Source organism: Demequina zhanjiangensis (assembly GCF_030418315.1).
GTDB classification, from domain to species: Bacteria; Actinomycetota; Actinomycetes; order Actinomycetales; family Demequinaceae; genus Demequina; species Demequina zhanjiangensis.
On the sequence record NZ_JAUHPV010000003.1, the window covers coordinates 313,112 to 338,592 of the forward strand.

The following is a 25,481-nucleotide window of genomic DNA, read 5'->3' on the forward strand; positions in this document are numbered from 1 at the left end:
ATTCACAGGCGGACTGGGAGCGTTCCGCTTGCATGGGGCGTTATACTTTAATGGATTTGCGCGAGGCGGTCACCGGCCTCATCGCACACTCCCCTGTCACGCGAGAGCTAGTCGGTGTCGCCTTGGTCGGCGACGTCCTGTGACGCCGGAGTAGGCGATCGACGGGGACCGACGAGCAGTGACCGTGCCACGTAGCAGCAGGACTGTAGCCCGGGTCAGACCCGGGAGACATGACGAAGGAGAACGCCACGACCACCGCAGCCAAGAAGCCCACCGCGAGGAAGACGGCGTCGAAGACCGCGACCACCCGGAAGAAGGCCGCGCCCTCGGCCGCCAGTGCCAAGGACGCGGACGTCGACGAGCCTCAGGGCGACCTCGCGGACGAGAAGGGTCCTGACGAGGTCAAGGAGGACGAGGAGGAGGGCGACCGCGGGTTCGTCCTCGGAGCCGCCGACGACGACGCGCCCGTCCAGCAGGTCACGACCGCTGGTGCGACCGCCGACCCTGTCAAGGACTACCTCAAGCAGATCGGAAAGGTCGCGCTCCTCAACGCCGAGCAGGAGGTCGACCTCGCCAAGCGCATCGAGGCGGGCCTGTTCGCCGAGGAGAAGCTCGCCTCGGGCGAGAAGATCGCCCCGAAGCTCCGTCGCGAGCTCGAGTGGATCGCGAACGACGGTCGGCACGCCAAGAACCACCTTCTCGAGGCGAACCTTCGACTCGTCGTCTCGCTCGCGAAGCGCTACACGGGGCGCGGCATGCTGTTCCTGGACCTGATCCAGGAAGGCAACCTCGGCCTCATCCGTGCCGTCGAGAAGTTCGACTACACCAAGGGCTACAAGTTCTCGACCTACGCCACCTGGTGGATCCGTCAGGCGATCACCCGCGCCATGGCCGACCAGGCGCGCACGATTCGTATCCCGGTCCACATGGTCGAGGTCATCAACAAGCTCGCCCGCGTGCAGCGTCAGATGCTTCAGGACCTGGGACGCGAGCCCACCCCCGAGGAGCTGGCCAAGGAGCTCGACATGACGCCTGAGAAGGTCGTCGAGGTCCAGAAGTACGGCCGTGAGCCCATCTCGCTCCACACCCCGCTCGGTGAGGACGGCGACTCGGAGTTCGGTGACCTCATCGAGGACTCCGAGGCGGTCGTGCCCGCCGACGCGGTCGGCTTCACGCTGCTCCAGGAGGAGCTCTCCAAGGTGATGGACACCCTTTCGGAGCGTGAGGCCGGCGTGGTCGGCATGCGCTTCGGTCTCACCGACGGTCAACCCAAGACCCTCGACGAGATCGGCCGTGTCTTCGGCGTCACCCGCGAGCGCATCCGTCAGATCGAGTCCAAGACCATGTCCAAGCTGCGACACCCGTCGCGGTCTCAGGTCCTTCGCGACTACCTGGACTGATCGCACCAGATCTCAGATGGGGCCGCCCGCCGGAATCGTCCGGCAGGCGGCCCCTTCTTCGTACTCCAGCGGCGCGGTCCACGGGAGCGCAGCGAAGCGCGCTGGCTCAGGCTGCCGATCGAGGTGGCGTCCCGCGGCGGCGAAGCACGCCTGCGATCGGCGCGACCAGCGCCACGGCACTCACCGCGAGCGCGAGCACGCCCAGGGCTGCATTCGCCGGGTCGCCGCTGATACGGCCCACACCGATCCAGGCGAGACCCCATGCGAGTGCCCCGCCCGTCGCGACGGCCAGTGTCGCTGACGCGCGCAGGCCGAATGCAAGCGCGAGGGCCAGAACGGCTGCAGCGATGAGCGCCACAGCGCCCGCCCACGCGCCGTCACCGGCAGTGAAGCCCTCGATTCCTGCAGCGCCCGCAGCCGCCACGTTCGCGATCGCCGCGACGCACACCCATCCCAGATACAGTCCGACCGGGAGATCGACCACGACCCTCTCGTACCAGGGGGCCTGACCGCTTGACCTCAACCGCGCCGCGATCACCCCGAGCACCCCGGCGAGCACCGCGATCACGGCCACGCTCAGCCAGAGCCACCCTGCCTGCACCACAGCGATCCAGAGTGCATTGAGGATCATCGAGGCGAGCACCCACGGCGCTACCGCCGCGGTGCGTACCGAGGCGCGCGGGAGGGACTGCGCTACTGCGAAGGCGACCAGTCCCGCATAGATCAGGCTCCAGATCCCGAACGCAGGCGTCGCGGGGGCGACGACCGTCGCGTCGGCCGCGAGCGCACCGTCGGCCGCCTCCTGGATCGGGGTGCCGCCGAAGGCGCCCGAACCCCACGCGGCACCGACGACCGCGACGAGAGAGCCGCCGAGTACGACCAGGCGCGCGAGGACGCTCCGAGGCGTTGAGCTGGAACCGACAGGGACACCTGAGGTGGGGGAAGAGGTCATGACCCCACCATGTCAGCGAAAGCGATCGTGCGCGAAGCCGGGGGTGCGGACGGCCGGTGTCAGGGCACCTCGGGCGGGACTGCGAGCGCGAACGCGTCGTCGGGGTCCGGCTCCTTGGCACGTTCCCTTGCTGTCTGGGCGACCACGATGCCGAGGAAGACGACGGCGGCGCCTGCGATCTGCAGCGGTGCGAGCGTCTCACCGAGCCACAGCCACGCGACGATGAACGCGAACAGCACCTCGGAGGAGGCGAGGATGCCGGACGCCGTGGCGCTGATGTGCCGCAACGACATGAAGATGAGGGTGAACGGGGCGAATGCGCCGAGCGCGACCATGGCGACGAGCGGCACCCACATGGGCGTGACGACGCTGTCGAGCGCGCCCCCGAAGGACACGTCCGCAGTGAAGGTGCCTGCGGGAAGCTCCCACCACTGGGAGAAGAGGAGCCAGAAGACCGTGGCGAACGTGGACGCCCAGAAGGCGACGGCCATCGGAGGGCGCCCGGCGACGGACCGCTCTCCGGCAAGGAAGTAGAACGCGTACGCGCACGCGGCGCCGAGTCCTGCGAGGACGCCGATGCCAGACAGCGACGAGTCCCACACCTGTGCGACGACCGCGAGCCCCGCGAGGACGGCTCCGATCGCCCACCAGAGCCGAGGATGCACCCGCTCCTTGAACACCACGCGCGCGACGACAGCGACGATGATGACCGCCATGTACTCGAAGAGCAGCGCGACGCCCACGGGGAGGTGCGCGATCGCGACGGCGTAGAGCCACTGCACCATCGCGAGCCCGCCGACTCCGAGCGCAGCGAACCGTCCGATGTCGGCGAGCGGGAGCCGGAACTGCGCACGGTCGGTCAGTGCGAGCACGGTCCCGGCGATGAGCGCGGTGCCCAGGACCCGCATGAGGGTGAGCTGCTCGGGCGAGATGCCCGCCTGCATCACGACCTTCGTCATGGAACCGTTGAACCCGAACAGGAACGCGCCCGTGATGACGTAGAGGCCGCCGAGGGCGGGGGAGCGTCGTGCGACGCTGGATTCGGTCACGGGCCCAGCGTAGGGCCTCGTTCAGGTGCCGCTTGAGGAGTGCATGGACGCAGCCTCAGTGCGGTTCGCGGCTCCGGTCTTGGCCAGGATCGAGGACACGTGGACGCTGACCGTCTTGGGGGAGATGAACAGCTCCGAGGCGATCTCTCCGTTGGTGCGTCCTTGCGCGACGAGCCCGAGGACCTCCTTCTCGCGCGCGGTGAGGTCGACCGGGCTGCCGGCTTCACCTCGTCTGCGGAGGGTGCGCGCCCATGAGGCGACCAGCGACACGCCATCGGCGGGCGCCTGCTGGGTGACCTGGGTGAGCAGCCGGTGCGGCTCGTCAGAGTCGCCGCCTGCGCGGAGGAGCGCCTCTGCAAGCCTGAAGCGAGATTCATGCAAGGCCCGTTTCGGCACGCAACCGCGTTCTGCGACCTCGACCGCGCGCCTCCAGGCCTGGACCTCGTCGTCCCCCTCCTCGGCGGTCGCGAGCAGCGCTACCACCATCGCCATGAGCGGAGCCCCGCGGTCGGGGTGGGGCATATGTGTCACCAGTTCGGCGATCGCGGCGGCCGTCTCCGGCCGTGGGTCGCCCCCCGCAAGCCTGATCTCCGCCAGAAGTCGCGCACCGGAGACGAGCAGGACGTCCACCTCGCCAGGCTGATCCCGTACGGACTCGTCCTCGAGCACCATGACCAGCGGCATCATCGCCGTGAGGGCCCGGAGGCGCGGTGCTGCCTGCTCGCGTCGCGCCTTCGCCACTGCCAGGTCGATGAGCAGCATGTTCCACACGCCGACCCATTGGAGATCGAGCGCCGCGCTTGAGGCGCTCTCACCCTCGGTCGCGAGCAGCAGGTCGCACTCGTCGAGCCTGTCGTCCCACACGAGGCCGATGCCCTGGATCTGAATCGCATTGAGAACCACCTGGACCGAGTCGCCCCTGGTCAGTTCGATGGAGCGCCGTGCCGCCTCAAGGCCCTCGTCGAGGCGTCCTGTGGCGATGATCGCCTCGGCGGTGTTGCTGAGCACATGTGCTCCCGCGCGCTCCCTCCCGGCGTCGGACGCCCGCGCGAATGCGCCCAGCCCCACCTGGATCGCGCCGTCGAGGTCACCGACCTGCAGCCGGTAGCAGACGGATTCGTTCGCCGCCGCGAGCGAGTCGTCGCTTGAGCCGGCGGCCAGGGGCATCCCTTCGTCGAGGTCCTGCAGCGCTCGCAGCAGGTCGCCGCGGGCGGACCATGCGCGTGCGCTGATCGTCAGTGCGAACGCACGGATGCTCGGGTCTCCGACGGCCGTCGCCGCCTCGACAGCGCGGCGTGCGGCGCCGAGCTTGTCCGTACCCGTCGCGAAGACGGCCGCCCATGACAGGGCCGCAGCCCTCCATCGTTCAGCCTCCGGCGTGTGGCGGTCCTCCAGAAGCCTCAGGATCTCGTCAACGTTGCCGGCGATCTCGGCGCGCCGCTCGGTCTCCCGCGCCGCCTCGAGCTCGGTGAGCAGCAGGGGGACGCGCGCGATGTCATCCGGGCCCGCCTCGGAGAGCGCGTCGGTGACGACGCGCAGGCAGTCCCGTACGTGATGCGCGCTGCGGTAGTCGTGCGCGATGCGCGCCGAGAGCGCGAGTCGATCGGTGCCTGCCCGTGCCGACGCATCGGGAACGGCCGGCCAGAGCTCGAGCAGCCTTTCACCGATGCGTGCCGCCGTGCCGGGTGCGAGTCGATCGGAAGCGTGACGCAGAGCGATCACCGAGGCGTCGAAGGCGGCTCCGGCCTCCTTCGCTGCAAGCCAATGCTCCGCCTCTGGTGCGGCGCAGGTGTCATCGCCGTGCTCGACTCGTCGCCTGAGCTCGGCGGCGTACGCGCGGTGCAGGTCCATACGTTCCCGTGGGAGGAGCACGTCGTACACCGCCTCGCGGAAGAGCGCATGCCTGAACTGATAGCCGTCGGCCGTCGTGACCAGCAGGTTGGTGGCGACCGCCTGCCGGATGCCTGCGTCCAGCTCCTCATCCGACGCCGGCCACACGGCGGCCAGCAGGTCGTGCTCCACCTCGCTTCCACCGACGGCGACGGCGCCGGCCACCCGCTGGGCTACCGGGGGCAGACGCTCGTAGCGTGCGAGCACGACGTCCCGGAGCGTCGGCGGCAGCTCGGACTCAGGGATGCCGAGAAGCTCCTCGACGAAGAACGGCACCCCGTCGCTCCGTGCCATGAGCGTCTCGAGCTCGCCCACGGACGGGTCTCGACCCAGGATCTCCATGGCGAGCGAGTTGACCTCTGTCCGGTCGAGCCGTCCGACAGCGACGATCTCGATGCGGCGGGAGCGTTCGAACTCCGCGACCGCCTCCCGCAGGCGATGGCCTGTGGTGACGTCCTCCGTCCGGTACGTCATGACGAGCAGCAGGTGCTCGGCGCGCAGCGTCATCGAGAGCGTGCGCAGGAGGGCGAGCGTTGACGCGTCGACCCAATGCAGATCCTCGATCACCAGCACCAGGCGGCGCCGACGGGACAGCTGCTCGAGCACGCGCTCGATCGACTCGGCCACGTACCTGTCCTGCCGTGACTCGGAGCCGGCGCCATCGGACGCCAGCTCCGGCACCAGGGTGCTCAGCGTGTCGAGCACGCCCGTGCTCCCCACCGCCTCGGCGAACTCCTCCGGGCCGACGATGCGGTGGATGTCCTGCAGCAGGCGACGCACCGGTGCGAACGGGACGCCGATGGGGCCCAGATCGACGCATTGGCTGAGCGCCACCACCGGCGGAGGCTCTCCTTCACGCGAGCGCGCCGCGTCCACCAGCTCGCGGATGAGGCGCGTCTTGCCTATGCCGGCCTCGCCTCGGAGCAGCAGTGCGCGGGGCTCGCCGCGATCGCATGCGGACAGGGCAGACAGAAGACGCGAGACCTCGCGCTCGCGCCCCACCAAGGGCCCCTCCGGGCGCGGCCCTGTCATAGGACCAGTGTGCGCCCGGCGCGCGTCAGATGTCGTGTCAACTTCCCACGCGCGCTGGTTGAGGGTGCTCAGTGCGTCGGCCTGGCGACGTGGCCGCGGTGGAGATGCAGCGCCGTCGCAGCCGAATCAAGCGCATGCGTGACGGAGCCGAGCAGCCGCGACATCGCAGAAGGCGGTGGCACGTGACCGCGCTCGCGGTCACGCCTGCGGGCCTCGATGTCGCGTACGAGCTCCCGTTCGCGCTGGTGATGCATGGCGAAGGCCGCACTGGTCTGGTAATCCATGATCCCTCCCGTGCCGACGACCTCCGGGGCGTCGCCGACACGCCCACACTTCCCCATGAGGGCAGCCGGCCACATCGGGAGAACTCCCTATCTATGAGCGCCTGGTACCTCAGACTCCGTGAAGCTGAGCCGAAAGGCGTCCCAGACCAGGGGTGAGGCCACGTCGCGACAGGGATCTCATGGACAGGCGCGCTAGCATCGTGCGAGACGCCGACTGCCGATCTCGGTGCCGACACGAGGAGCCCCATCCATGACCGTCCTGCGCATCATCCTGCTGATCCTGCACTTCCTGGGCCTGGCCGCGCTGCTCGGAGGATTCCTCTACACGATGTCGGACAAGGTGAAGACCTTCTCCGCCGGGATGATGCACGGTGCACTCACGCAGCTCGTCACAGGCGTCGCCCTCGTCGGCGTCGCGTACGGCAGTGGGAACGGCGACCACGTGGACAACGGGAAGATCACCGTGAAGCTCCTCGTGGCGCTCGTGATCGCCGCGCTCGTGATCCTCAATCGCAAGAAGGACTCCGTCCCGGTCCCCGTGTGGGGAATCGTCGGAGGGCTCACGATCCTGAATGTCATCATCGCAGTCGCGTGGCGCTGAGCCGCGCGTGAGGCAGGCCGTCGCGGCCGACGCGGCGGAGATCGTCCATCTGGGCGCCCTCATGTACAAGGCCGTCGGTGCCAAGCCCGGCCCCCAGTGGGCTGCGGAGTCGACCCGCACCGTCCGCGCCAGGCTCGGCAAGGATCTGATCGGCATGGTCATCGATGCTCCCGAGGGTGGGCTGGCGTGTTGCGGCCTCGTCAACGTCGGACCGCGCCTGCCGAGGCCCGGCGCGAAGTCTCACGAGGTGGGCTACGTCCAATGGGTGTCGACAGCACCTCAGCATCAGCGCAAGGGGTACGCTCACGCCGTCATGAAGGCGCTCCTCGAGGAGACGGATGCCCGCGGCATCGAGGTCGTCGAGCTCCACGCCACCCCGGTGGGACGAGAGATCTACGAGGAGCTCGGGTTCTTCGTCAAGAGCGACAACATCGCCATGACGCACGTCAGGCATCGGCCCCAGAGCTGAGCGCCGCGGACGACGGCGGCGCGCCCCGACAGAGGGTGTCCGTCGGGTCCGTAGAATCACCCCGTGAGTTCTGACTACTCGGCACGTCATCTGTCCGTCCTCGAGGGCCTCGAGGCGGTGCGCAAGCGCCCCGGAATGTACATCGGCACGACCGATTCCCGCGGCCTCATGCACTGTCTCTGGGAGATCATCGACAACTCTGTCGACGAGGCGCTGGGCGGGTTCGGCGACCGCATCGAAGTGATCCTGTACCCGGACGACTCCGTGGAGGTCCGCGACAACGGCCGCGGCATCCCCGTGGACGTCGAGCCGAAGACCGGCCTCACCGGCGTCGAGGTCGTGATGACCAAGCTCCACGCCGGCGGCAAGTTCGGCGGCGGCTCCTACGCCGCGTCGGGTGGTCTCCACGGCGTCGGCGCCTCCGTCGTGAACGCGCTGTCCGAGAGGCTCGACGTGTGGGTGGACCGGGGCGGGAAGACGCACCACATGGCGTTCCGCCGCGGCGAGCCCGGATACTTCGGCGACCCCGCGTCGGGCGCGACCCCCGAGGCCGAGTTCTCGCCGTTCGTCACCGGCTCCGAGCTGAAGGTCACGGGCAAGGTCGCGAAGGCCCGCACCGGCACCCGGATCCGCTACTGGTCGGACCGTCAGATCTTCAACAAGTCGGCCTCGTTCTCCTATGAGGACCTGCTGACCCGCGCGCGCCAGACCGCATTCCTCGTACCAGGCCTCGAGCTCGTGGTCAGGGACGAGCGGAACCCGCTCGAGCCCACCGAGGAGTCCTTCCGCTTCGAGGGCGGTGCCAAGGACTTCGTGGACTTCGTCGCGCCCGACGCCGCAGTCACCTCCACCTGGGAGCTCAAGGGAGAGGCCTCCTATACCGAGACCGTCCCGGTCCTGAAGCCCAACGGCCACCTCGTCAGCGAAGAGGTCGAGCGCAGCTGCGTCGTCGACATCGCGCTGCGATGGGGCAAGGGCTACGACTCGGAGATCCGCAGCTTCGTCAACATCATCTCCACGCCCAAGGGAGGCACCCACCAGTCCGGCTTCGAGCAGGGGCTGGTCAAGGCGATGCGCAAGGTCATCGAGGCGAACGCCCGGCGGCTCAAGCTCACCGGCAAGGACGGCGCCGAGCGGATCGAGAAGGACGACATCATGGCCGGCCTGACCGCCGTGGTCACGGTGCGCATCCCCGAGCCGCAGTTCGAGGGCCAGACCAAGGAGGTGCTCGGCACCACGCCCGTGCGAGGCATCGTCTCCAAGGTCGTCGAGAAGGAGCTCGGCGCGATCATGTCCTCCACCAAGCGTGACGACAAGACGCAGGCCACGATCGTGATGGAGAAGATCGTCGCCGAGATGCGTGCCCGCGTCGCCGCGCGCAAGCAGAAGGAGATCTCCCGCCGCAAGAATGCGCTCGAGACCTCGTCGCTCCCTGCGAAGCTCGCCGACTGCCGCAGCAACGACGTCGAGGCGTCCGAGCTGTTCATCGTCGAGGGTGACAGCGCCCTCGGTACCGCAAAGCTCGCCCGCCGGTCCGACTTCCAGGCGCTGCTGCCGATCCGAGGCAAGATCCTCAACGTGCAGAAGGCGTCCGTCACGGACATGCTCCACAACGCCGAGTGCGCGAGCATCATCCAGGTGATCGGCGCCGGTTCCGGACGTACCTTCGAGCTGGACCAGGCACGCTACGGCAAGATCATCCTGATGACCGACGCCGACGTGGACGGCGCGCACATCCGCACGCTGCTGCTGACGCTGTTCTTCCGCTACATGCGTCCCATGGTCGACGCCGGACGCGTCTACGCTGCCGTCCCGCCGCTGCACCGCGTCGAGGTCATGGGCTCGGCTCGTCGTGAGCGTGAGTACATCTACACCTACTCCGAGAAGGAGCTGAACGACACGCTCCGCGACCTCAAGCGCGCCGGTCGCAAGTTCAAGGAGGACATCCAGCGCTACAAGGGTCTCGGAGAGATGGACGCCGACCAGCTCGCCGAGACGACCATGGACCCTGAGCACCGGATGCTGCGCCGCATCACAGCCGCTGATGCGCAGGCTGCAGAGCGCGTGTTCGAGCTGCTCATGGGCAACGACGTCGGGCCGCGCCGCGAGTTCATCGTGGCAGGTGCCGCAGAGCTTGACCACTCGAGGATCGACGCATGACAGATACCGCCGCGCCCCTGTGCCCCTCCCACCCGTACGGTTACCACCGTGCCGCCAGGGTGAACCCTGCTGGAGCGCGCCACGTGCTGCGCCATCACTCGCTCATCGGACTCCCGAAGCGCTGCATGGTCCTCGAGGAGGAGCTGCTTGAGGCCGATCGCGAGCTCGACTTCCAGGAGGAGCTCACGATCCTCGAGCGCACGCCGGCCCCGGTGTGGGGCGTGCTCGTGCCTTTCGCGGTCGCCGTCGCCTTCGCGCTCCTGATGACGGTCGAGTCGGCGGCGATCGCCGTGCCTATCGCTGCGATCGTCGCGCTGGCGATCGAGCGGATCGGCGCGGCCGTCCAGCGCGAGCGGCTGCGCCGGGTCGTGGACTGGCGACGCCGCGTCGGGCGCTGACGATTCCCCAGGCAGGACCTTGGTAGGCCCGCTACCGGGACCGGTGTGGGGAACAATGGACGGCGTGACAGACGTACCTGCCCAGGAGCAGCAGATCGACTCCGTGGAGCTCGGCCGACGGTCCGGCGCGATCATGCGCACGGGTCTCCTCATGCTTGAGTCGGGCACTGCGAGCTACCGGGTGAAGCAGGCCATGCAGGCCGTCGGGCGATCGCTCGGCGTCGAGCAGGTGCATGAACAGGTCACGCTGACCGAGATCACGCTCACGGCACGCGTGGGGCATCGCTTCCGCACCGAGGTGGCCGAGCTGCGCAAGGCCGGAGTGAATGCGGACAGGATCGCGGCGCTCGACAGGTTCAGGCGGACCCTTCCGGAGACCACGACGCCCGGCGACATCCATCGCGCGCTCGATGCGATCGAGCGGAAGCCGGCACCGTACAAGCCACTGTTCAACGCCGCTGCGGCAGGCGCGGCATGCGCGGGCTTCGCAGCGCTCAACCACGCGCACGTGATCGAGATCGCGACCGTGTTCGTCGCTGCGGGGGCTGGTCAGTACCTGCGCCGTCACCTCGCGCACAAGGGTTTCAACGCCCTGGGCACCACCATGATCGCGGCCTTCCTCGCGACAGGACTGTATCTGGGCGTGCTCGGCTTGATCGGCCTCGTCGGTCCCGGACTCGAGGTGCACGCCTCCGGGTACATCTCCTCAGTGCTGTTCCTCCTGCCCGGGTTCGCGCTCATCACCGGCACGCTCGACATGGCGAAGCTCGACTTCTCTGCGGGCCTGTCCCGCGTCGCCTTCGGGCTCATGATCGTGATGGGTGCCGGTGTGGCCGTCTGGGCGCTGTCGCTCATGAGCAGCCTCGACACCTCGCAGCGCGAGGTCACGCTCGACCTCTGGGTCCAGGTGCTCATCTGGGCCGTCGGGAGCTTCGTCGGCGTCGCCGGGTTCGCGCTCATGTTCAGCTCCCCGTGGCGCATGGCCCTCACCGCGGCATGGATCGGCATGATCGCCTACGTGGCGCGCAACCTGCTGCAGCACTTCTTCGACCTCCCGATCCAGATGGCCACCGCGATCGCGTGCATCATCATCGGCATCCTCGCCGCAACCATGGCCCGGGGTGGGCGATGGCCGGTCATCACCTTGCAGGTGCCCGCAGCCCTCGTGCAGATCCCTGGTGTGCCCGCGCACGAGGCGATCGTGTCGCTCAACGAGGCCAACTACATCGAGGCGACGTCGGGGCTCCTTCAGGTGTTCCTCGCGGGCATCGCGATCCTCGTGGGACTCGTCATCGGCAAGCTGATCACCGACCGCGAGTGGTCCTTCGAGCGCTGACCCCTCCTGGCCGACTCGTCGGTACTACTCGCGTAGCACGCGCGGATGCCTTCATCTGTGCGATGTGCGGATGCCCCTCACTGGGAACCCTGGAGTGGATCACCCACTCAAGGAGACCCAGATGGATATGTGTACGCCTTCACCTCAGCCCTCCACCCTCGTCGTCTTCGAGGGCGCTCGCCTCACCGACGATGCGCTCGCACGACTGGTCCGCACCGGCATGCGGGTCGTGTCCGTCGGCCCGCGAGAGGACCATGACTACCTCGCGTATCGATGGCGCGCCGTCGGGGGAGCACCCGATCTCGTCTACGGGGGCTGCGCCGCTCACCTCGGTGAGGCGGTCGAGGCCGCAGCGAGCCATGAGTCGGTGCTCGTCGCCGCACCGGTGCCTCGTCATCCGATCAAGACGCTCCACACGGTGTTCGCCGCGCTGAGCAGGATGGCAGGTAGTCCGTTGCCGGCCGTCGCGGTCCAGTTCATGCGTCCCCACGCGGCGCCAGGGCCCGCAGCGGTCATCGCGGACGGAGAGGTTGCTCACGGCTTCGCCGGGCATCTAGCCGAGGCCGTCGCCGCGATCCCCGGTCAGCCAGTCGATCGGCTCGTCGACGTACGACGCTCGGGGCGCCATGCCCGTGCGTCCGCGACTCCGTTCGTCGCGGCAGATCCGGTGGCACACGTCGCCAAGGGCGGGTATGCGCTTGCCGTGCAGTGCATCCACGACGGCCGCGGGACCGAAGGGTTCCTCTGGCCGCGCCACCTCGAGACCGGACGTGATTCTCTCGCTGATCTGGCATCGGTGCTGCGGTTGCTACGAGACGCGCGCAGCGCCGACGTCGTCGCAGTGGTGGAAAGCTCGTCGTCAGACACGGTCGCTGACGCCAGCTCGCGCGTCGCCGTACTACCGGTGTAGCAGCCGCAAGTGTCTACGGCTGTGCGATGTGCAGAGGCGCCGAGATGGGGAACCTGGAGTCATCACGACACAAGGAGATGACATGACACACCAGGGCCTTTCCACCGAGAACCAGATCGTCGCCACCGGCGAGCGCGGAAGCTGCAGCGGTCGCCGACCGCTGCAGCGCGTCGCCGCCGCTGCTGCCGCCTTCAGCCTCATGATGGGCGTCGGAGTCTTCGCCGCCAGCGCCGCGTCCGCGGCGGAGGCGACCAGCGCGGCTCCTTCCGCTTCCGTGGCCGCCGAGCAGGCGGTGCTGACCATCGCAGTGACCGGGCCGGCCACGCTCAAGGTGACCAACCCCACCGACAAGACGGTCCAGGTGGTGGTGCACCTCGAAGGTCAGCACGGCCACGGCGGCACTACGTACGACGCGGGGACGCGGGAGCTGCCCGCAGTGGCGGCGCACGCCGATGGCGAGGTCATCCGCTTCGCCGACTTCTCGCACGACTGGGGTCACAACCTTTACGGCGTGAAGTACGACTTCCTGGTGGACGGTCAGCTGGTGGCCGAGGTGCGCACTCCCGGAGGCGTCGCCCCGACTGGCACGACTGTCGCCCAGCCCGTCCCCGGCGTCGTCATCCCCCCGGTCGAGTCCTCGGTCACCCCGGAGACTTCCGCTGCTCCCGAGCAGCAGAAGCCGACGCCTCACCCGGTGCCGAAGCTGGCGCCGCAGAAGACGGTGAAGGCTCCTGAGGCGACGCCGCAGGCCACGCCGATGCTGGTGCCGTCGAAGTCGACCGACTCGAGCGAGGCGACCACGGCGACGCCGTACCCCGTGCCGAAGCTGGCTCCCACGAAGAAGCTGGTCGCTCCGTACGCGGTGCCCCAGGCCACCCCCGACCTGGTGCCGGGCAAGACCCCGCAGGCCCACGGCGACAAGACCCCCGGCCTCGTCCCGTCGATTCCCTCCGGGCAGCTGGTACCCGAGCAGCAGTCGATGTCGGTGCCGACGCCGTCGGGCGACAAGACGCCTAGCCTGGCTCCTCGCAGCGAGGCGACCACCGCGTCGCACGTGGCGACGACCACTCCGCGCACTGTGGCGTCAAACAACGTCACCGACGGAACGGGCGAGGCAGGCTCCACGCCGGTCCAGACGTCGGCGGGTGCACCGCCTGCCGGCCACCTCGCGTCGACCGGCGCTGAGAGCGCGGGTCTCCTCGCGGGTGCGGCTGCAGCGCTGCTCGGTGCTGGCGCAGCGCTGACGCTCGGCTCACGTCGTCGACGCGCAGGATCCGTGCGCTGACGTTCGCCTCGGGCCGCACGTCTCGGGCCCTGGCCCGCACCCTGGTGGGTGCGGGCCAGGGCCCTTTCGGATGCGCTGCGGACGAATCGCGGAACCGCGGAAGTGTCGGTACGTTGAGATTGCCCACGACGAAGTGCGAGCAAGGAGCGCAGGCTATGACCGCTTTTGCCCCGAGTCCCGACCATGTCCGGATCGTCGTCTTCGACTCCGATGCGCTGAACGACTCGGCGCTCGCCAGGCTCGCGCCGGGAGTGCACGAGGTGGTGGTGGCGGGACCCGAAGGCTCGGGACGCGATTTCGCTGCGCGATGGCGTGCCGCAGGCGGCCGCGGCGACCCGATCGCCTCCGCGGTCGCCTCTGATCTCCGCAGGGCCGTCCTCGTCGCGGCAGAGCACGAGGCGGTCGTCGTCGCGGCTCCCATGCCGGAGCGTCCGCTCGCGGCGCTCTCGGCCGCGATCCAGGGAGCGGCGCAGTCAGTCTCCAAGGGACTGCCAGCGGTCGGCATTCACTTCATGCGTCCCGAGGTCCGACGCGGTGCGGTTGCGGTGATCTCCCAGACGGGTGCTGCGTCAGGCTATTCGGCGCTCTTCGGCGCGGCATTCGCGAGCGTCCACGGTCTCCCGCTGGATCGTGTGCTCACCGAGTTGGGTGTGGAGAACCGCCGCCACGCGGATGCGCTAGACCAGGCGATCGAGATCCTCGGCGGCACAGAGGGTCTTCCGACGGTCGTCACCGATGACCCGATCGGACACGTCTCGCAAGGCAGCTATGCACTCGCGGTGCACGCGATTCTCGATGTCGCTGACAAGCACCGTCTCCTTCGTCCCGAGGAGTTGAGGATCGCGCCGGAGAGTCACCCGAATGTCTCCGCCGTCATGCGAATGATGGATGAGTTCCCGGGCGACATCGTCGCGGTGCTCGACGCGGTGCGGCTGCTCCACGGCGAGAACAAGGCACTGCATACAGTGGCTGCGGTGGCGGCGGGCGTGTCTGTGATGATCGGTGTGGGGGCGATGGCTGCGGAGCCCGCGGCCGCCGCGACGCTCGCTCCGAGTGTGCCCGTCGAGGCGCCAGCCGCCTCGGCGACGCTCACCGTCGAGGTGACCGGGCCGTCGACTCTGCGGGTCACCAACCCGACGGACGAGGACGTTCAGGTGGTCGTTCACCTTGCCGGGCAGCATGGGCACGGCGGCTCGACGTACGACGCCGGTACCCGCACACTGCCCTCAGTCGGGGCCCACGTCTCGGGGCAGACGCTACAACTGAAGGACTTCTCGCACGACTGGGGCCACAACCTGTATGCCGTCCAGTACGACTTCCTGGTCGATGGGCACGTGGTCCTCGTGGTGGAGACTCCCGGCGGAGTCGCTCCCACTGGCACGACGGTCGCCGAGCCGGTACCGGGCGTCGTGATCCCGACGGCGGAGCCAACCGAGCAACCGACTGCGGTGGTCACGCCCGAGCCCACCCCGGTGAACACGCCGGGCATGGCTCCTGACGTGCCTGTAGCAACGCCCACGCCGCATGGAGATCAGGTGCCCACGGCGACCGCCACGGATCCCACGCCGGACCTGGCACCGCACCAGGTGCCGCCCAAGACCCCGCCGACGGTGGGCGACCAGACACCGACCCTGCACCCCACGGATCCCACGCCGGACCTGGCACCGCACCAGGTGCCGCCCAAGACCCCGCCGACGGTGGGCGACCAGACGCCGACGCTGAACCCCACGGATCCCACGCCGGACCTGGCACCGCATCAGGTGCCGCCCAAGACCCCGCCGACGGTGGGCGACCAGACACCGACCCTGCAGCCGAGCCTGCCGACAGACCAGGAGGTGCCAAGCCTCCAGCAGACAGCGGTACCGACGCCCACGGGAGGAGAGGTCCCGCAGCTGGTGCCGGGGCAACCGGTCGACCAGGCGGTGCCGGATCTGCAGCAGACAGCAGTACCGACACCGACCGGCGATCAGGTGCCTGCCCACACGCCGACGCACGCGCCGACGACCGGACAGACATCGACCGATGGGACAGGCCAGACGCCCGCACCGACGGGTCAGACTGGTGGGTCCACAGACGGCGCCACGCCTGGCTCAGCGACGGGCCAGCCTCCGGCAGGGCGCCTTGCATCGACCGGTGCCGACGGTGCCACCTTGATGGCGGGACTCGCTGCGGCCATGCTTGCCGCCGGAGCGGGCCTCACCGTCGCCGCGCGACGTCGAGAGGACGGCGAGGAGGAGGTCGAGGCCTGACGCCTAGCCGATCCCGAGCACGGGTGCGGCGAGCGGGGTGCCGGAGCCGTCGCGTCGGCCGTGCTCCTCAGGCAGGTCCACGGCCTGGCCGGCACCGGACGTCGCACGGGCAGGGGAGGGGCCTACGTAGGCGAGGAGCAGCGCGTCCTCGCCCTTGAGGAACCTGTGCGCGCGGACGCCACCGGTGGCTCGTCCCTTGCCCGGGTACTCGGTGAACGGGGTGACCTTCGCTGAACCTGGCGTGGTGCCGGGAAGCGCCGACGAGGGGCCGGAGATCGTCACGACCATCGGCTCCGGCGCGTCGGGTGCGAGCACCCCGAAGAACAGGACCGAGGCGCCGTCGCCCAGGTTGATGCCTGCGATGCCGCCTCCGGCGCGTCCCTGAGGGCGCACCCCGGCGGCAGAGAAGTGGAGCAGCTGCGCGGTGGTCGAGACGAAGACCATCTCGGACTCGTCGGACGCGATGCCTGCTCCGACGACAGTGTCGCCGTCCTTGAGGCCGATGACCTCCCAGACCTCCTTGCTCGGCTCGTCGCCCGGCGTGACGCGCTTGACCACGCCGTGGGCGGTTCCGAGCGCGAGCGGCGACTCGGATCCGAGCGGCACGATCGTGACGACGTCCTCGCCCTTGTCGAGCGTGAGCAGCTCAGAGATCGGCACCCCGCCCCCGAGCGACGGGGGCTCCGCGGACGGCGCGAGGGTCGGGACGTCGAGAAGCGACAGACGGTGAAGTCGACCCGTCGAGGTGATCACGCCGATGTCGGCGCGGGCCGAGGCAGGGATGAGCGCACGCAGCACGTCGTGCGCGCTGCGTCGGCCTTCGCGGGCGATGTCCGAGTCGTCGGACGTGCGAGCGATGAGCCCGGTCGCGGACAGGAGCGCGAAGCACGGCGTGTCCTCGATCTCCATCGAGAGCGCCGGGGTCTTGCTGGACGGTGCGGATCCGACGGCCGCCGAGACTGCCGGCGCGCCCGCGTCGGCGAGGAGGATCGTGCGGCGGGGTGTGCCGTGCTCGGAGGCCGCAACGTCCATCTCGCGTCCCACGACGTCCCGCAGCACGCGGTCGGATGCGAGGATCTCCTCGAGCTCGGCGATCTCGGCGAGCAGCTGGGCCTTCTCGTTCTCGAGCTCGAGGCGGGAGAACTTGGTGAGACGGCGCAGCCGCAGCTCGAGGATGTACTCGGACTGGATCTCCGACAGATCGAACGCCGTCATCAGGCGCTGCTTGGCGGAGGCGGCGTCGTCCGAGGTGCGGATGATCTGGATGACGTCGTCGATGTCCAGGATCGCGATGAGGAGTCCGTCGACCAGGTGCAGCCGGTCCTTGCGGGCGGCGAGCCTGAACGACGAGCGGCGGCGCACCACGTCGAGGCGGTGGTCGACCCAGACCTTCAGCAGCTCCTTGAGCCCCAGAGTGCGGGGCTGGCCGTCGACGAGGGCGACGTTGTTCATCGAGAACGACTCCTCGAGCGGCGTCACCTTGTACAGGCGCTCGAGCACGGCCTCCGGGTTGAAGCCGTTCTTGATCTCGATGACCAGGCGCGTGCCGTGATGACGGTCGGTGAGGTCGGTGACCGCGGAGATGCCCTCGAGCTTGCGCGCGGACACCCCGTCCTTGATCTTCTCGATGACCTTCTCGGGGCCGACGAGGTAGGGCAGCTCCGTCACGACGATGCCCTGGCGGCGCGGGGTGACCTTCTCGATCTTGGTGGTGGCGCGCGTCTTGAACGCGCCGCGGCCCGTCTCGTACGCCTGCTTGATGCCGTCCAGGCCGACGATCTTTCCGCCGCCGGGCAGGTCGGGGCCGGGGACGAAGCGCATCAGCTCGTCGAGCGTCGCCTGCGGGTGGTGCAGCAGGTGCTTGGCCGCTGAGATGACCTCGATGAGGTTGTGCGGCGCCATGTTCGTGGCCATGCCGACCGCGATGCCGGAGGCCCCGTTGACCAGCAGCGCCGGTACCGCGGCGGGCAGCACGGAAGGCTGCTGAAGCTTGTTGTCGTAGTTGGGGACGAACTCGACGACGTCCTCACCGAGGTCGGCGATCATCGCCATCGCACCCGGAGCGAGCCTCGCCTCGGTGTATCGCGACGCCGCGGGACCGTCGTCCAACGAGCCGAAGTTGCCATGGCCGTCGACCAGCGGAAGCCGAAGGGAGAACGACTGGGCCATACGCACCAGAGCGTCGTAGATCGCGCTGTCACCGTGCGGGTGGTACTTGCCCATGACCTCGCCGACCACGCGCGACGACTTCACGTGGGCGCGGTCGGGACGCAGTCCCATGTCGCCCATCGTGTAGACGATGCGACGCTGCACGGGCTTGAGGCCGTCGCGGGCGTCCGGAAGCGCGCGAGAGTAGATGACCGAGTACGCGTACTCGAGGAACGAGCTCTCCATCTCGGCGCTGACGTCGATGTCGACGATCTGTGCGTCCGGCTCGGTTGCCATCTCTCTCCTGTCACATGCGGGTCACGGGGCTGCAGAGCATTGTCCCCCCGCGAGCGACCGCGGTGGACGAGCCACGCGGCGGAGGTCGCCATGCGGGGCACGGAAGTGGAACAATAGCCCGCATGCCGCACACCCTCGAGGAATCTGTCGCCGTCGCGGGATACTACCCGGCCTTGGCCACCACGGTGCTCCGCTCGGCGATCGCAGGAGAGCAGGTCCGAGCGCACTTCGTCCAGACGGAGACGACGTTCGACACGTCCGAGGTCCGCCGTCACATGACGGTGCTCGTGCTCACCGACACACGCCTGATGCGCGTCCACATGGACGACGGACTGGGGCCTTCCGGAGAGTCGACGCATGAGGCCCAGGCGACGGTGGAGACGTCCTTCGTCAGCAACATCCGGACCATGGCTCTCACGCATGTGGTCCACCACCCCGAGACCTTCCGCGATGGAGACCTTCCCAGCGAGCTCGTGCTCGCGGTCGGGAACGGGATCCACACGCGGCTCGAGCTCGAGCCTGCGACCTGCGGTGACGAGAACTGCGAGGCCGACCACGGGTACACGGGTGGGATCACCGGCGACGACACCCTGGTGAGGGTGTCTGCGATCGCGGACGGCGAGGACGCTGTCCGCGCGCTTCAGGACTTCGCCGCCGTCCTCCAGCGTCGGTTGGGCGAGAACGCGTGACGTTCCAGGCGAGGCTGACCGCGGTCGGCCTCGAACGGCCCGACTATGGGGGCCGAGAGCTCGGCGCCGTGTTGCCGGCGGCGCTGGCGGCGGTAGGCGCGGGGCATGCGGTCCAGTCTCGAAGCGCCGACTCCGACAGGACGAGGCTGGGCGTCCCCCGAGGCCGCCACGTCATCGTCGTCGTGCTGGACGGTCTGGGCCATCAGCAGCTCGACGCGCGTCGAGGGCACGCGCCGTTCCTGCGCTCCATGGTGTCCGAGCGCATCACGGCGGGATTCCCCACCACCACGGCCACCTCTCTGTCGTTGTTCGGCACAGGCTTCCCCTCGGGCCGCACGGGCATGGCGGGTTACACCGTGCGCAACCCGCGCTCGGGCGAGCTCGCGAACCTGGTCAACTGGGAGGGCGCCTACCGCGCGGAGGAGTGGCAGCCTCGACCCTCCCTTCTCGAGGAGGCTGCGCGTGAAGGCCTGTCGGTGACGACGCTGGGAAAGGCCCGCTTCGCAGGCTCCGGCCTCACCCACGCGGCGCTGCGCGGCGGCGACTTCATCGGAGCGGAGCGCCTCGAGGATCGCGTGGACATCGCGGCGGGCGTCGCCCGTAAACCCGGCATCTCCTACCTCTACTGGGGCGAGATCGACTCGGCAGGCCACCACCACGGCTGGGGCTCCTCCGAGTGGGTCGCCGCGCTCGAGGATGCGGACCGTGAGCTCAAGCGGCTCGCCCGATCGCTCCCGAGGGACGCCGTCATGGTGGTCACGGCCGACCACGGCATGGTCGACATCACCGGCGCGCCGCGGTGGGACGTCGCCGAGGTGCCGGGGTTGCGCGAGGGCATCCAGCTCGTGGCGGGGGAGCCGCGTGCGACCCACCTTCACCTGGAGCCCGGTGTGGATCCCGATGCGGTGGTCGCTCGCTGGCAGGACATCCTGGGCGTGCACGCGGCGGTCGGTACCCGGCAGGACATCGTCGACGCTGGGCTCGTGGGTAAGATGGATCCCGCGGTCGCGGACCGTTTCGGCGACGTGGTGGTCGCCATGGCCGGCCGTGCGACGGTCGTGGACTCGCGCACGCAGACGCCCAAGTCGATGGAGCTGATCGGTGTGCATGGCTCGCTCACGCCTGAGGAGCTCTATGTGCCACTGCTGACGGTGGCGGCCGACTGATCGCTTGCCTGCGGTCAGGCATTCCTCAGGCCACCCTTGCGGCCGGTCAGATCAGTCGTGCTTGGCGCCGAAGACGATCTCGTCCCAGCTCGGCACGGAGGCCCGACTCCGGCGGGGTCGTCGCTCGCCGTTCGCGGGGGTGCGCGGAGAGGCTGAGGAGGGCGCGGAAGCCGACGGGCGCGCGTTCGCCTGCGGCTTCGGCGCCGCGGGCGCCTTGCCGGTGGCAGGGGTCTTGGCCGAGGGGGCCGCCTGCTTCGACGCGCCGAAGCCTGTCTCGGCCTGGCGCGCCTTCGCCGCAGGCCCGAAGCCCTCGAAGCCGCCGTCCTCGTCGTGGTCGTCCATCTCGTCGAGCGGCACGGACTCGCGCGTGCCTCGACGCTCTGCGAGGTCCTCGAGGAGCAGCTCGGTCGCGCTCGGTGCCTCTGACTCATCCTCCGCCTCAGCCGCGGTGGGCTGCGCAGGGCGCGAAGGGTGAAGCGGAACCGCAGCGTCCGTCTCTGCGCGCACAGCCGCGAGGTGGCGCTTGGGAATGGGTACGTCCAGAAGCTCGGTCTCGGTGAGCCAGCGAGACTCGTCATCCTGTGCGGCGAGCGAACGGGCCTGGTGGTCGAACACCCACAGGGCCCGGACGATGCGTCCCTCCGTGCGGAAGTCGACGCAGACCTTCCATGGCTCGTCGACGTCACGCCACGCGTCCCAGACGAGCGAGTCGAGGTCCACCTCGCGCTGCGCGAGACGGTCCGCGACGAGGTCGCCGAGGATCGGAGCGCCGGCATCGCTGCCGATGCGCGTGTCACGCGCGAGCGCCACGATGTACTCGCGCTCGGCGATCACGGGCGCCTCGAACTTGGCGAGCGCCTCGAACGGCTCTCCCGTGAGCTCTGCGAGCTCAGCGGCGGACAGGCCTGCGCGGATGCGCTGCTGGATCTCCTTGGGAGACATGGTCGCCGACGCAGGCTGCGGCGACGGAGCCGTCTCACGCGCGCGTGCCGCTGCGTGACGAACGGCTTGGCGCAGCTCGTCGGTGACGGCAAGGCGGAACTCGCGACCGTCGGCGTCAGCAAGGATCAACTGCTGCTCGTCGTCGGCCGGTCCCACAAGATGGAGCTCGGTCATGCCCTCAGGGTGCCATGGGGTGCCGCGCCTGCGTCGCACGCCACGCGGTGCGGCAGGATGGACGCATGACCGATCCTCGTGCCCTTCTCGACGTTGCCGCCCGTCTCGCGCAGGAGGCGGGTGACCTGGTCGTGGCCGGCCGCGCAGGCGCCCGGATCGCGGGCACCAAGTCCTCGTCAGCGGACATCGTCACGGAGATGGATCTCGCTGCGGAGCGTCTTCTTCGTGCGCGGCTTGCCGAGCTGCGGCCCGAGGACGGGATCCTCGGTGAGGAGGGCGACGACGTCCCCTCCAGCTCCGGCATCACCTGGGTGCTCGACCCGATCGACGGCACTGTCAACTATGCGTACGGCCTGCCTTACTACGGGGTGTCGGTCGCCGCCGTGTCCGGGCCTCCCAGGACCCACGAGTGGACGCAGGTCGCGGGCGCGCTCCAGACCGGCTCAGGGGAGCTCTGGACGGCGGCCAGGGGAGAGGGCGCATGGAGGGACGGGGAACGGCTGACGCGGGTGTCGGCGCCCCCGCTGGCGACGACGCTGCTCGCGACGGGCTTCCAGTACGTGCCGGAGCTCCGCGCCCAGCAGGGGGAGGTGGTCGCACGCATGCTGCCCGTCGTGAGGGACATCCGCCGCCTCGGCGCTGCGGCGCTCGACCTGTGCCATGCAGCCGCAGGCGTGGTCGACGCGTATTACGAGCACAGCATCAACGCGTGGGACATGGCGGCGGGCGGGTTGATCGCCTCTGAGGCGGGGCTCAAGGTCGCGGGGATCGACGGTGGCCCGGCGGACGAGAGGCTTGTGATCGCGGCGCATCCGGACGTGTGGGACGATCTGGCGGGCGCGCTGATCGCGGCGGGCGCCGAGCGCGTCGGACGATAGGCGACACGCGAATCGTCGCACCGGGTGGCGCGCGCCGTCCTTTTGGTGCAGAATGCCTGCGCCCGAGGGAATGAAACTCGCCCTCCGGGCATTGATGAGGCACTGACAGTGCAGCGAAGGGACCGATGCCAGCATGGCGACCGATTACGACGCCCCCCGGAAGACCGACGATGAGATCTCGGCAGACTCCATCGAGGAGCTGAAGGCGCGCCGCGCCGACAAGACCTCGGGTGTGGTCGACGAGGACGAGGCGGAGGCTGCCGAGGGATTCGAGCTGCCTGGTGCCGACCTCTCGGGTGAGGAGCTCTCGGTGCGGGTCCTCCCGCCCCAGCAGGACGAGTTCACCTGCATGAGCTGCTTCCTCGTGCACCACCGCAGCCAGCTCGCGGAGTTCCGCGGCGATGACCCGATCTGCTCGGAGTGCGCGGCCTGACGGCTCGTAGACGTGCAGATGACTGACGTCGACGTACTCCTGAGCACGACCTCCCCGGAGGTTCCGACCCCCGCCTACTCCCACCCGGGAGATGCGGGGGCGGACCTCACGACGCGCGTGGCGCTCACGCTCGAGCCGGGCGAGCGCGCGACGGTGCCGACGGGCGTGAAGATCGCCCTGCCCGACGGCTATGTCGCCCTGGTGCACCCCCGCTCGGGCCTCGCGTCCAAGAAGGGCATCACCGTCGTGAATGCGCCCGGGACCGTGGACGCCGGCTACCGCGGCGAGATCGCGGTGACGCTGCTCAACACCGATGCTTCACAGGCGGTGTCCTTCGAGGTCGGCGACCGGATCGCGCAGCTGGTGATCCAGCGCGTCGAGCGGGCACGCTTCATCGAGGTCGAGCATCTGCCGGGCTCCCACCGAGGCGACGGGGGCTTCGGCTCCACCGGAGTGGACACCCCAGGATCGCCTGCATGACGGGTGCGATGCTGAAGGAGCACGCCACGCCGGTTCGAGATCTCGAACCGAGGAAGGTCGCGCGCGTCACCGGACGCATCATCGCCGTCCAGGTCGAGCCCGCCGATGCGGCGCCCACGGTCATCGTGCGGATCGGAGACGGCACAGGGTTCGTGCACGCGGTGTTCATGGGCCGCAGGCAGATCCCGGGCGTCGAGCCGGGCCGCGTCCTCGACATCGAGGGACGGGTGTGCGAGACGACGGCAGAGCCGCGCATCTACAACCCGCGATACGAGCTCCTGTGAGCATGCCGGAGAACGAGCGCGCGGGGAAGCTCGGAGAGATCCTCAACTCCGAGGAGTTCTCGCTCCATACCGCGATCGGCGGATGGCGAGGTTTCGTCGAGTCGGTGCTGCCGGGCCTGGTCTTCGTGGTGGCCTTCCTGATCTGGGGCGGCTTCCAGATTCCGGTGATCGCCTCCGTCGCCACCGTCGTGGTGCTCGTGGTCGCGCGGCTCATTGCACGCACCCCGATCACCCAGGCGCTCTCGGGAGTCATCGGCGTGGCGCTCGGAGCCATCTGGGCGTGGCGCGCTGGCGACGCAGGCGAGTTCTTCGCGCCCGGGCTGTGGATCAATGCGGGCTACCTCGCCGCGGTGCTTCTGACCATGGTGATCCGGTGGCCGCTCGTCGGGGTCGTGATGCATCTGCTGCGCCCGCACGAGGGGGACTGGCGCAAGAGCCCCGCACTGATGCGTCGCTACCAGTGGGCGACCGCCGTGCTCGCCAGCATGTTCGTGCTGCGCCTGTTGGTGCAGGTGCCGCTCTACATGGCCGGCGAGGTCGCGGTTCTCGGCACCATGAAGCTGGCGATGGGCATCCCGCTCACTGCGCTGACGCTCTGGGCTATCTGGTTCCTGGTGCGGAACGCAGCACCTCCTGCAGAGCCTGAGGCTCCGCTTCCGCCGACACGATGAACAGCAGCTCGTCGCCCGCCTCGAGGGTGTCCTCGGGCGTGGGCGCGATGGTGCGGTCGCCTCGGACGATGCACGACAGCACCGTGTCCTGAGGCCACGGGATCTCTCGCATCAGCGCACCGACCACCGGCGAGCCCTTGGGCAGCGTCACCTCGATGATCGACGCACCGGACTGGTGGAAGGTGAACACCTTCACGAGGTCGCCCACGGCGACGGCCTCCTCGACCATCGCCGTCATGATGCGGGGCGTCGACACCGCGACATCCACGCCCCACTGCGTGTCGTACATCCACTCGTTGCGCGGGTTGTTGACGCGAGCCACCGTGCGGGGCACGGCGAACTCGGTCTTCGCGAGGAACGAGACGACGAGGTTGACCTTGTCATCGCCGGTGGCCGCGACGACCACGTCCATCTCCTCGACGGCGGCCTCCCTCAGCGCGACGAGCTCGCACGCGTCCGCGAGCATCCACTCCGCCTGAGGCACCTGCGCCACGCGCATCGCCGTCGGCTGGTTGTCCATGAGCAGGACCTCGTGGCCGTGGGCGATCAGGTCGGACGCGATCGAGCGTCCCACCGAGCCTGCACCGCAGATCAGCACCTTCATCGGTCGCCTCCCGGGCGTCGGGCGGCGACGCGCTGCGCGACGGACGCCACGGCGTCGGGAACGGCGAAGTAGGCCTCGTCGCCCGACTGGATCAACGTGGTCGGTTCGGGCAGCACGCACTCGCCGAAGCGCACGACGTAGGCGAGGCGGGTGCCCATCGCCTTCTCGAGCGAGACGTAGGTGTCGCCGATCCACTCGGCGTGCACGGCGATGCGGCGCACCGCGACGCCGACGGCCGGATCGTGGAACACCTCGTCCACGCCGCCGGGAAGCATGCGGTCCACCATCTGCGCCGCGGTCCACGGCACGGGTGCGACCGTCGGGATGCCGAGTCGGCGGTAGACCTCCGCTCGGCCGGGATCGGCGATCCTGGCGACGACGTTGTCGACCCCGTAGGTCTCGCGGACCACGCGCGCGGCGAGGATGTTGGAGTTGTCACCGCTGGACACGGCCGCGAACGCGTAGGCGTCCTCGACTCCTGCGGAGGCGAGGGTCTCGCGGTCGAAGCCGATCCCGGTGATCTTCTGGCCCTGGAAATCTGCGGGGAGCCGGCGGAACGCATCTGCGGCCTGATCGATGATCGCCACCGAGTGTCCGCGCGACTCGAACTCCGTCGCCAGGGAAGCACCGGTGCGCCCGCACCCGAGGATCACGATATGCACAAGGTCACACGCTATACCCGTCAGCCCTAGGATGGTGC

General features: G+C 69.3%; 24 protein-coding genes. 16 read left to right on the top strand and 8 right to left on the bottom strand.

Translation table 11 applies throughout. The features are described from left to right. The first annotated feature begins 230 nt into the window (after positions 1 to 230). Positions 231 to 1,400 carry an RNA polymerase sigma factor gene (locus QQX04_RS06805; RefSeq protein WP_436968464.1) on the top strand — a complete coding sequence of 390 codons (1,170 nt, stop codon included), beginning with the start codon at positions 231 to 233 and terminating at the stop codon, positions 1,398 to 1,400. A gap of 106 nt (positions 1,401 to 1,506) precedes the next feature. Here QQX04_RS06805 and QQX04_RS06810 read toward each other — a convergent pair whose 3' ends face one another. The 4 genes from QQX04_RS06810 to QQX04_RS06825 all read right to left on the bottom strand — a co-directional run bounded on the left by QQX04_RS06810 (position 1,507) and on the right by QQX04_RS06825 (position 6,607). Then, positions 1,507 to 2,352: a TspO-related membrane protein gene (locus QQX04_RS06810; RefSeq protein ID WP_301127489.1), complete on the bottom strand. Its 846-nt coding sequence runs from the start codon at positions 2,350 to 2,352 to the stop codon at positions 1,507 to 1,509. A gap of 59 nt (positions 2,353 to 2,411) precedes the next feature. Beyond that, positions 2,412 to 3,401 carry a DMT family transporter gene (locus QQX04_RS06815; RefSeq protein ID WP_301127491.1) on the bottom strand — a complete coding sequence of 330 codons (990 nt, stop codon included), beginning with the start codon at positions 3,399 to 3,401 and terminating at the stop codon, positions 2,412 to 2,414. Between the two features lie 21 nt (positions 3,402 to 3,422). Then, on the bottom strand, positions 3,423 to 6,323 hold the full coding sequence (locus QQX04_RS06820; RefSeq protein WP_301127492.1) for a helix-turn-helix transcriptional regulator: 2,901 nt from the start codon (positions 6,321 to 6,323) through the stop codon (positions 3,423 to 3,425). A gap of 68 nt (positions 6,324 to 6,391) precedes the next feature. Next, the gene (locus QQX04_RS06825; protein ID WP_301127493.1) at positions 6,392 to 6,607 is read right to left on the bottom strand and encodes a hypothetical protein; all 216 of its coding nucleotides are present in this window, start codon (positions 6,605 to 6,607) and stop codon (positions 6,392 to 6,394) included. 250 nt (positions 6,608 to 6,857) lie between these two features. On the opposite strand from QQX04_RS06825, the gene QQX04_RS06830 reads away from it, so the two are divergent. The 8 genes from QQX04_RS06830 to QQX04_RS06865 all read left to right on the top strand — a co-directional run bounded on the left by QQX04_RS06830 (position 6,858) and on the right by QQX04_RS06865 (position 16,015). After that, positions 6,858 to 7,208 (top strand): hypothetical protein, encoded by a 351-nt coding sequence (locus QQX04_RS06830; RefSeq protein ID WP_301127495.1) that lies wholly within the window; start codon positions 6,858 to 6,860, stop codon positions 7,206 to 7,208. Beyond that, complete coding sequence (locus QQX04_RS06835) at positions 7,180 to 7,677, top strand: GNAT family N-acetyltransferase (protein ID WP_301127497.1); 498 nt, start codon at positions 7,180 to 7,182, stop codon at positions 7,675 to 7,677. The genes QQX04_RS06830 and QQX04_RS06835 overlap by 29 nt, the downstream gene beginning before the upstream one ends. 63 nt (positions 7,678 to 7,740) lie before the next feature. Then, on the top strand, positions 7,741 to 9,837 hold the full coding sequence (locus QQX04_RS06840) for a DNA gyrase/topoisomerase IV subunit B (protein ID WP_301127499.1): 2,097 nt from the start codon (positions 7,741 to 7,743) through the stop codon (positions 9,835 to 9,837). Further along, on the top strand, positions 9,834 to 10,235 hold the full coding sequence (locus QQX04_RS06845) for a hypothetical protein (RefSeq protein WP_301127501.1): 402 nt from the start codon (positions 9,834 to 9,836) through the stop codon (positions 10,233 to 10,235). The genes QQX04_RS06840 and QQX04_RS06845 overlap by 4 nt, the downstream gene beginning before the upstream one ends. Before the next feature lie 64 nt (positions 10,236 to 10,299). Continuing rightward, complete coding sequence (locus tag QQX04_RS06850) at positions 10,300 to 11,571, top strand: threonine/serine exporter family protein (RefSeq protein WP_301127503.1); 1,272 nt, start codon at positions 10,300 to 10,302, stop codon at positions 11,569 to 11,571. 121 nt (positions 11,572 to 11,692) lie between these two features. Beyond that, positions 11,693 to 12,481 (top strand): hypothetical protein, encoded by a 789-nt coding sequence (locus QQX04_RS06855; RefSeq protein WP_301127505.1) that lies wholly within the window; start codon positions 11,693 to 11,695, stop codon positions 12,479 to 12,481. 82 nt (positions 12,482 to 12,563) lie between these two features. Next, positions 12,564 to 13,766 carry a hypothetical protein gene (locus tag QQX04_RS06860; RefSeq protein WP_301127507.1) on the top strand — a complete coding sequence of 401 codons (1,203 nt, stop codon included), beginning with the start codon at positions 12,564 to 12,566 and terminating at the stop codon, positions 13,764 to 13,766. 155 nt (positions 13,767 to 13,921) lie between these two features. Then, positions 13,922 to 16,015 (top strand): hypothetical protein, encoded by a 2,094-nt coding sequence (locus QQX04_RS06865; RefSeq protein ID WP_301127509.1) that lies wholly within the window; start codon positions 13,922 to 13,924, stop codon positions 16,013 to 16,015. A 3-nt stretch (positions 16,016 to 16,018) separates the two neighbouring features. On the opposite strand, the gene QQX04_RS06870 is transcribed toward QQX04_RS06865, so the two are convergent. Continuing rightward, a complete protein-coding gene (locus QQX04_RS06870) occupies positions 16,019 to 18,460 on the bottom strand; it encodes a DNA gyrase/topoisomerase IV subunit A (RefSeq protein WP_301127511.1) in 2,442 nt (813 codons plus the stop codon). Positions 18,461 to 18,582: 122 nt separating this feature from the next. Between QQX04_RS06870 and QQX04_RS06875 the strand changes: the two genes are divergently transcribed. Next, positions 18,583 to 19,149 carry a DUF5998 family protein gene (locus QQX04_RS06875; protein ID WP_301127513.1) on the top strand — a complete coding sequence of 189 codons (567 nt, stop codon included), beginning with the start codon at positions 18,583 to 18,585 and terminating at the stop codon, positions 19,147 to 19,149. Continuing rightward, a complete protein-coding gene (locus QQX04_RS06880; RefSeq protein WP_301127515.1) occupies positions 19,146 to 20,315 on the top strand; it encodes an alkaline phosphatase family protein in 1,170 nt (389 codons plus the stop codon). Before QQX04_RS06875 ends, QQX04_RS06880 begins: the two co-directional genes overlap by 4 nt. A 51-nt stretch (positions 20,316 to 20,366) precedes the next feature. Here QQX04_RS06880 and sepH read toward each other — a convergent pair whose 3' ends face one another. Then, complete coding sequence (gene sepH, locus QQX04_RS06885) at positions 20,367 to 21,431, bottom strand: septation protein SepH (protein ID WP_301127517.1); 1,065 nt, start codon at positions 21,429 to 21,431, stop codon at positions 20,367 to 20,369. A 65-nt stretch (positions 21,432 to 21,496) separates the two neighbouring features. On the opposite strand from sepH, the gene QQX04_RS06890 reads away from it, so the two are divergent. The 5 genes from QQX04_RS06890 to QQX04_RS06910 all read left to right on the top strand — a co-directional run bounded on the left by QQX04_RS06890 (position 21,497) and on the right by QQX04_RS06910 (position 24,177). Next, the gene (locus QQX04_RS06890; RefSeq protein ID WP_301127518.1) at positions 21,497 to 22,309 is read left to right on the top strand and encodes an inositol monophosphatase family protein; all 813 of its coding nucleotides are present in this window, start codon (positions 21,497 to 21,499) and stop codon (positions 22,307 to 22,309) included. Positions 22,310 to 22,442: 133 nt separating this feature from the next. Next, complete coding sequence (locus QQX04_RS06895) at positions 22,443 to 22,742, top strand: DUF4193 domain-containing protein (RefSeq protein ID WP_301127520.1); 300 nt, start codon at positions 22,443 to 22,445, stop codon at positions 22,740 to 22,742. An 18-nt stretch (positions 22,743 to 22,760) separates the two neighbouring features. Beyond that, entirely contained in the window at positions 22,761 to 23,222 is a 462-nt protein-coding gene (dut, locus tag QQX04_RS06900) for a dUTP diphosphatase (protein WP_301127522.1), read from the top strand. Beyond that, positions 23,219 to 23,506: an OB-fold nucleic acid binding domain-containing protein gene (locus QQX04_RS06905; protein WP_301127524.1), complete on the top strand. Its 288-nt coding sequence runs from the start codon at positions 23,219 to 23,221 to the stop codon at positions 23,504 to 23,506. The genes dut and QQX04_RS06905 overlap by 4 nt, the downstream gene beginning before the upstream one ends. A gap of 2 nt (positions 23,507 to 23,508) precedes the next feature. After that, positions 23,509 to 24,177 carry a DUF3159 domain-containing protein gene (locus tag QQX04_RS06910; protein WP_301127698.1) on the top strand — a complete coding sequence of 223 codons (669 nt, stop codon included), beginning with the start codon at positions 23,509 to 23,511 and terminating at the stop codon, positions 24,175 to 24,177. Here QQX04_RS06910 and QQX04_RS06915 read toward each other — a convergent pair. After that, positions 24,107 to 24,781: a potassium channel family protein gene (locus QQX04_RS06915; RefSeq protein WP_301127530.1), complete on the bottom strand. Its 675-nt coding sequence runs from the start codon at positions 24,779 to 24,781 to the stop codon at positions 24,107 to 24,109. The genes QQX04_RS06910 and QQX04_RS06915 overlap by 71 nt on opposite strands. Further along, positions 24,778 to 25,443: a potassium channel family protein gene (locus QQX04_RS06920; RefSeq protein ID WP_301127532.1), complete on the bottom strand. Its 666-nt coding sequence runs from the start codon at positions 25,441 to 25,443 to the stop codon at positions 24,778 to 24,780. The genes QQX04_RS06915 and QQX04_RS06920 overlap by 4 nt, the downstream gene beginning before the upstream one ends. Between the last annotated feature and the right edge of the window lie 38 nt (positions 25,444 to 25,481).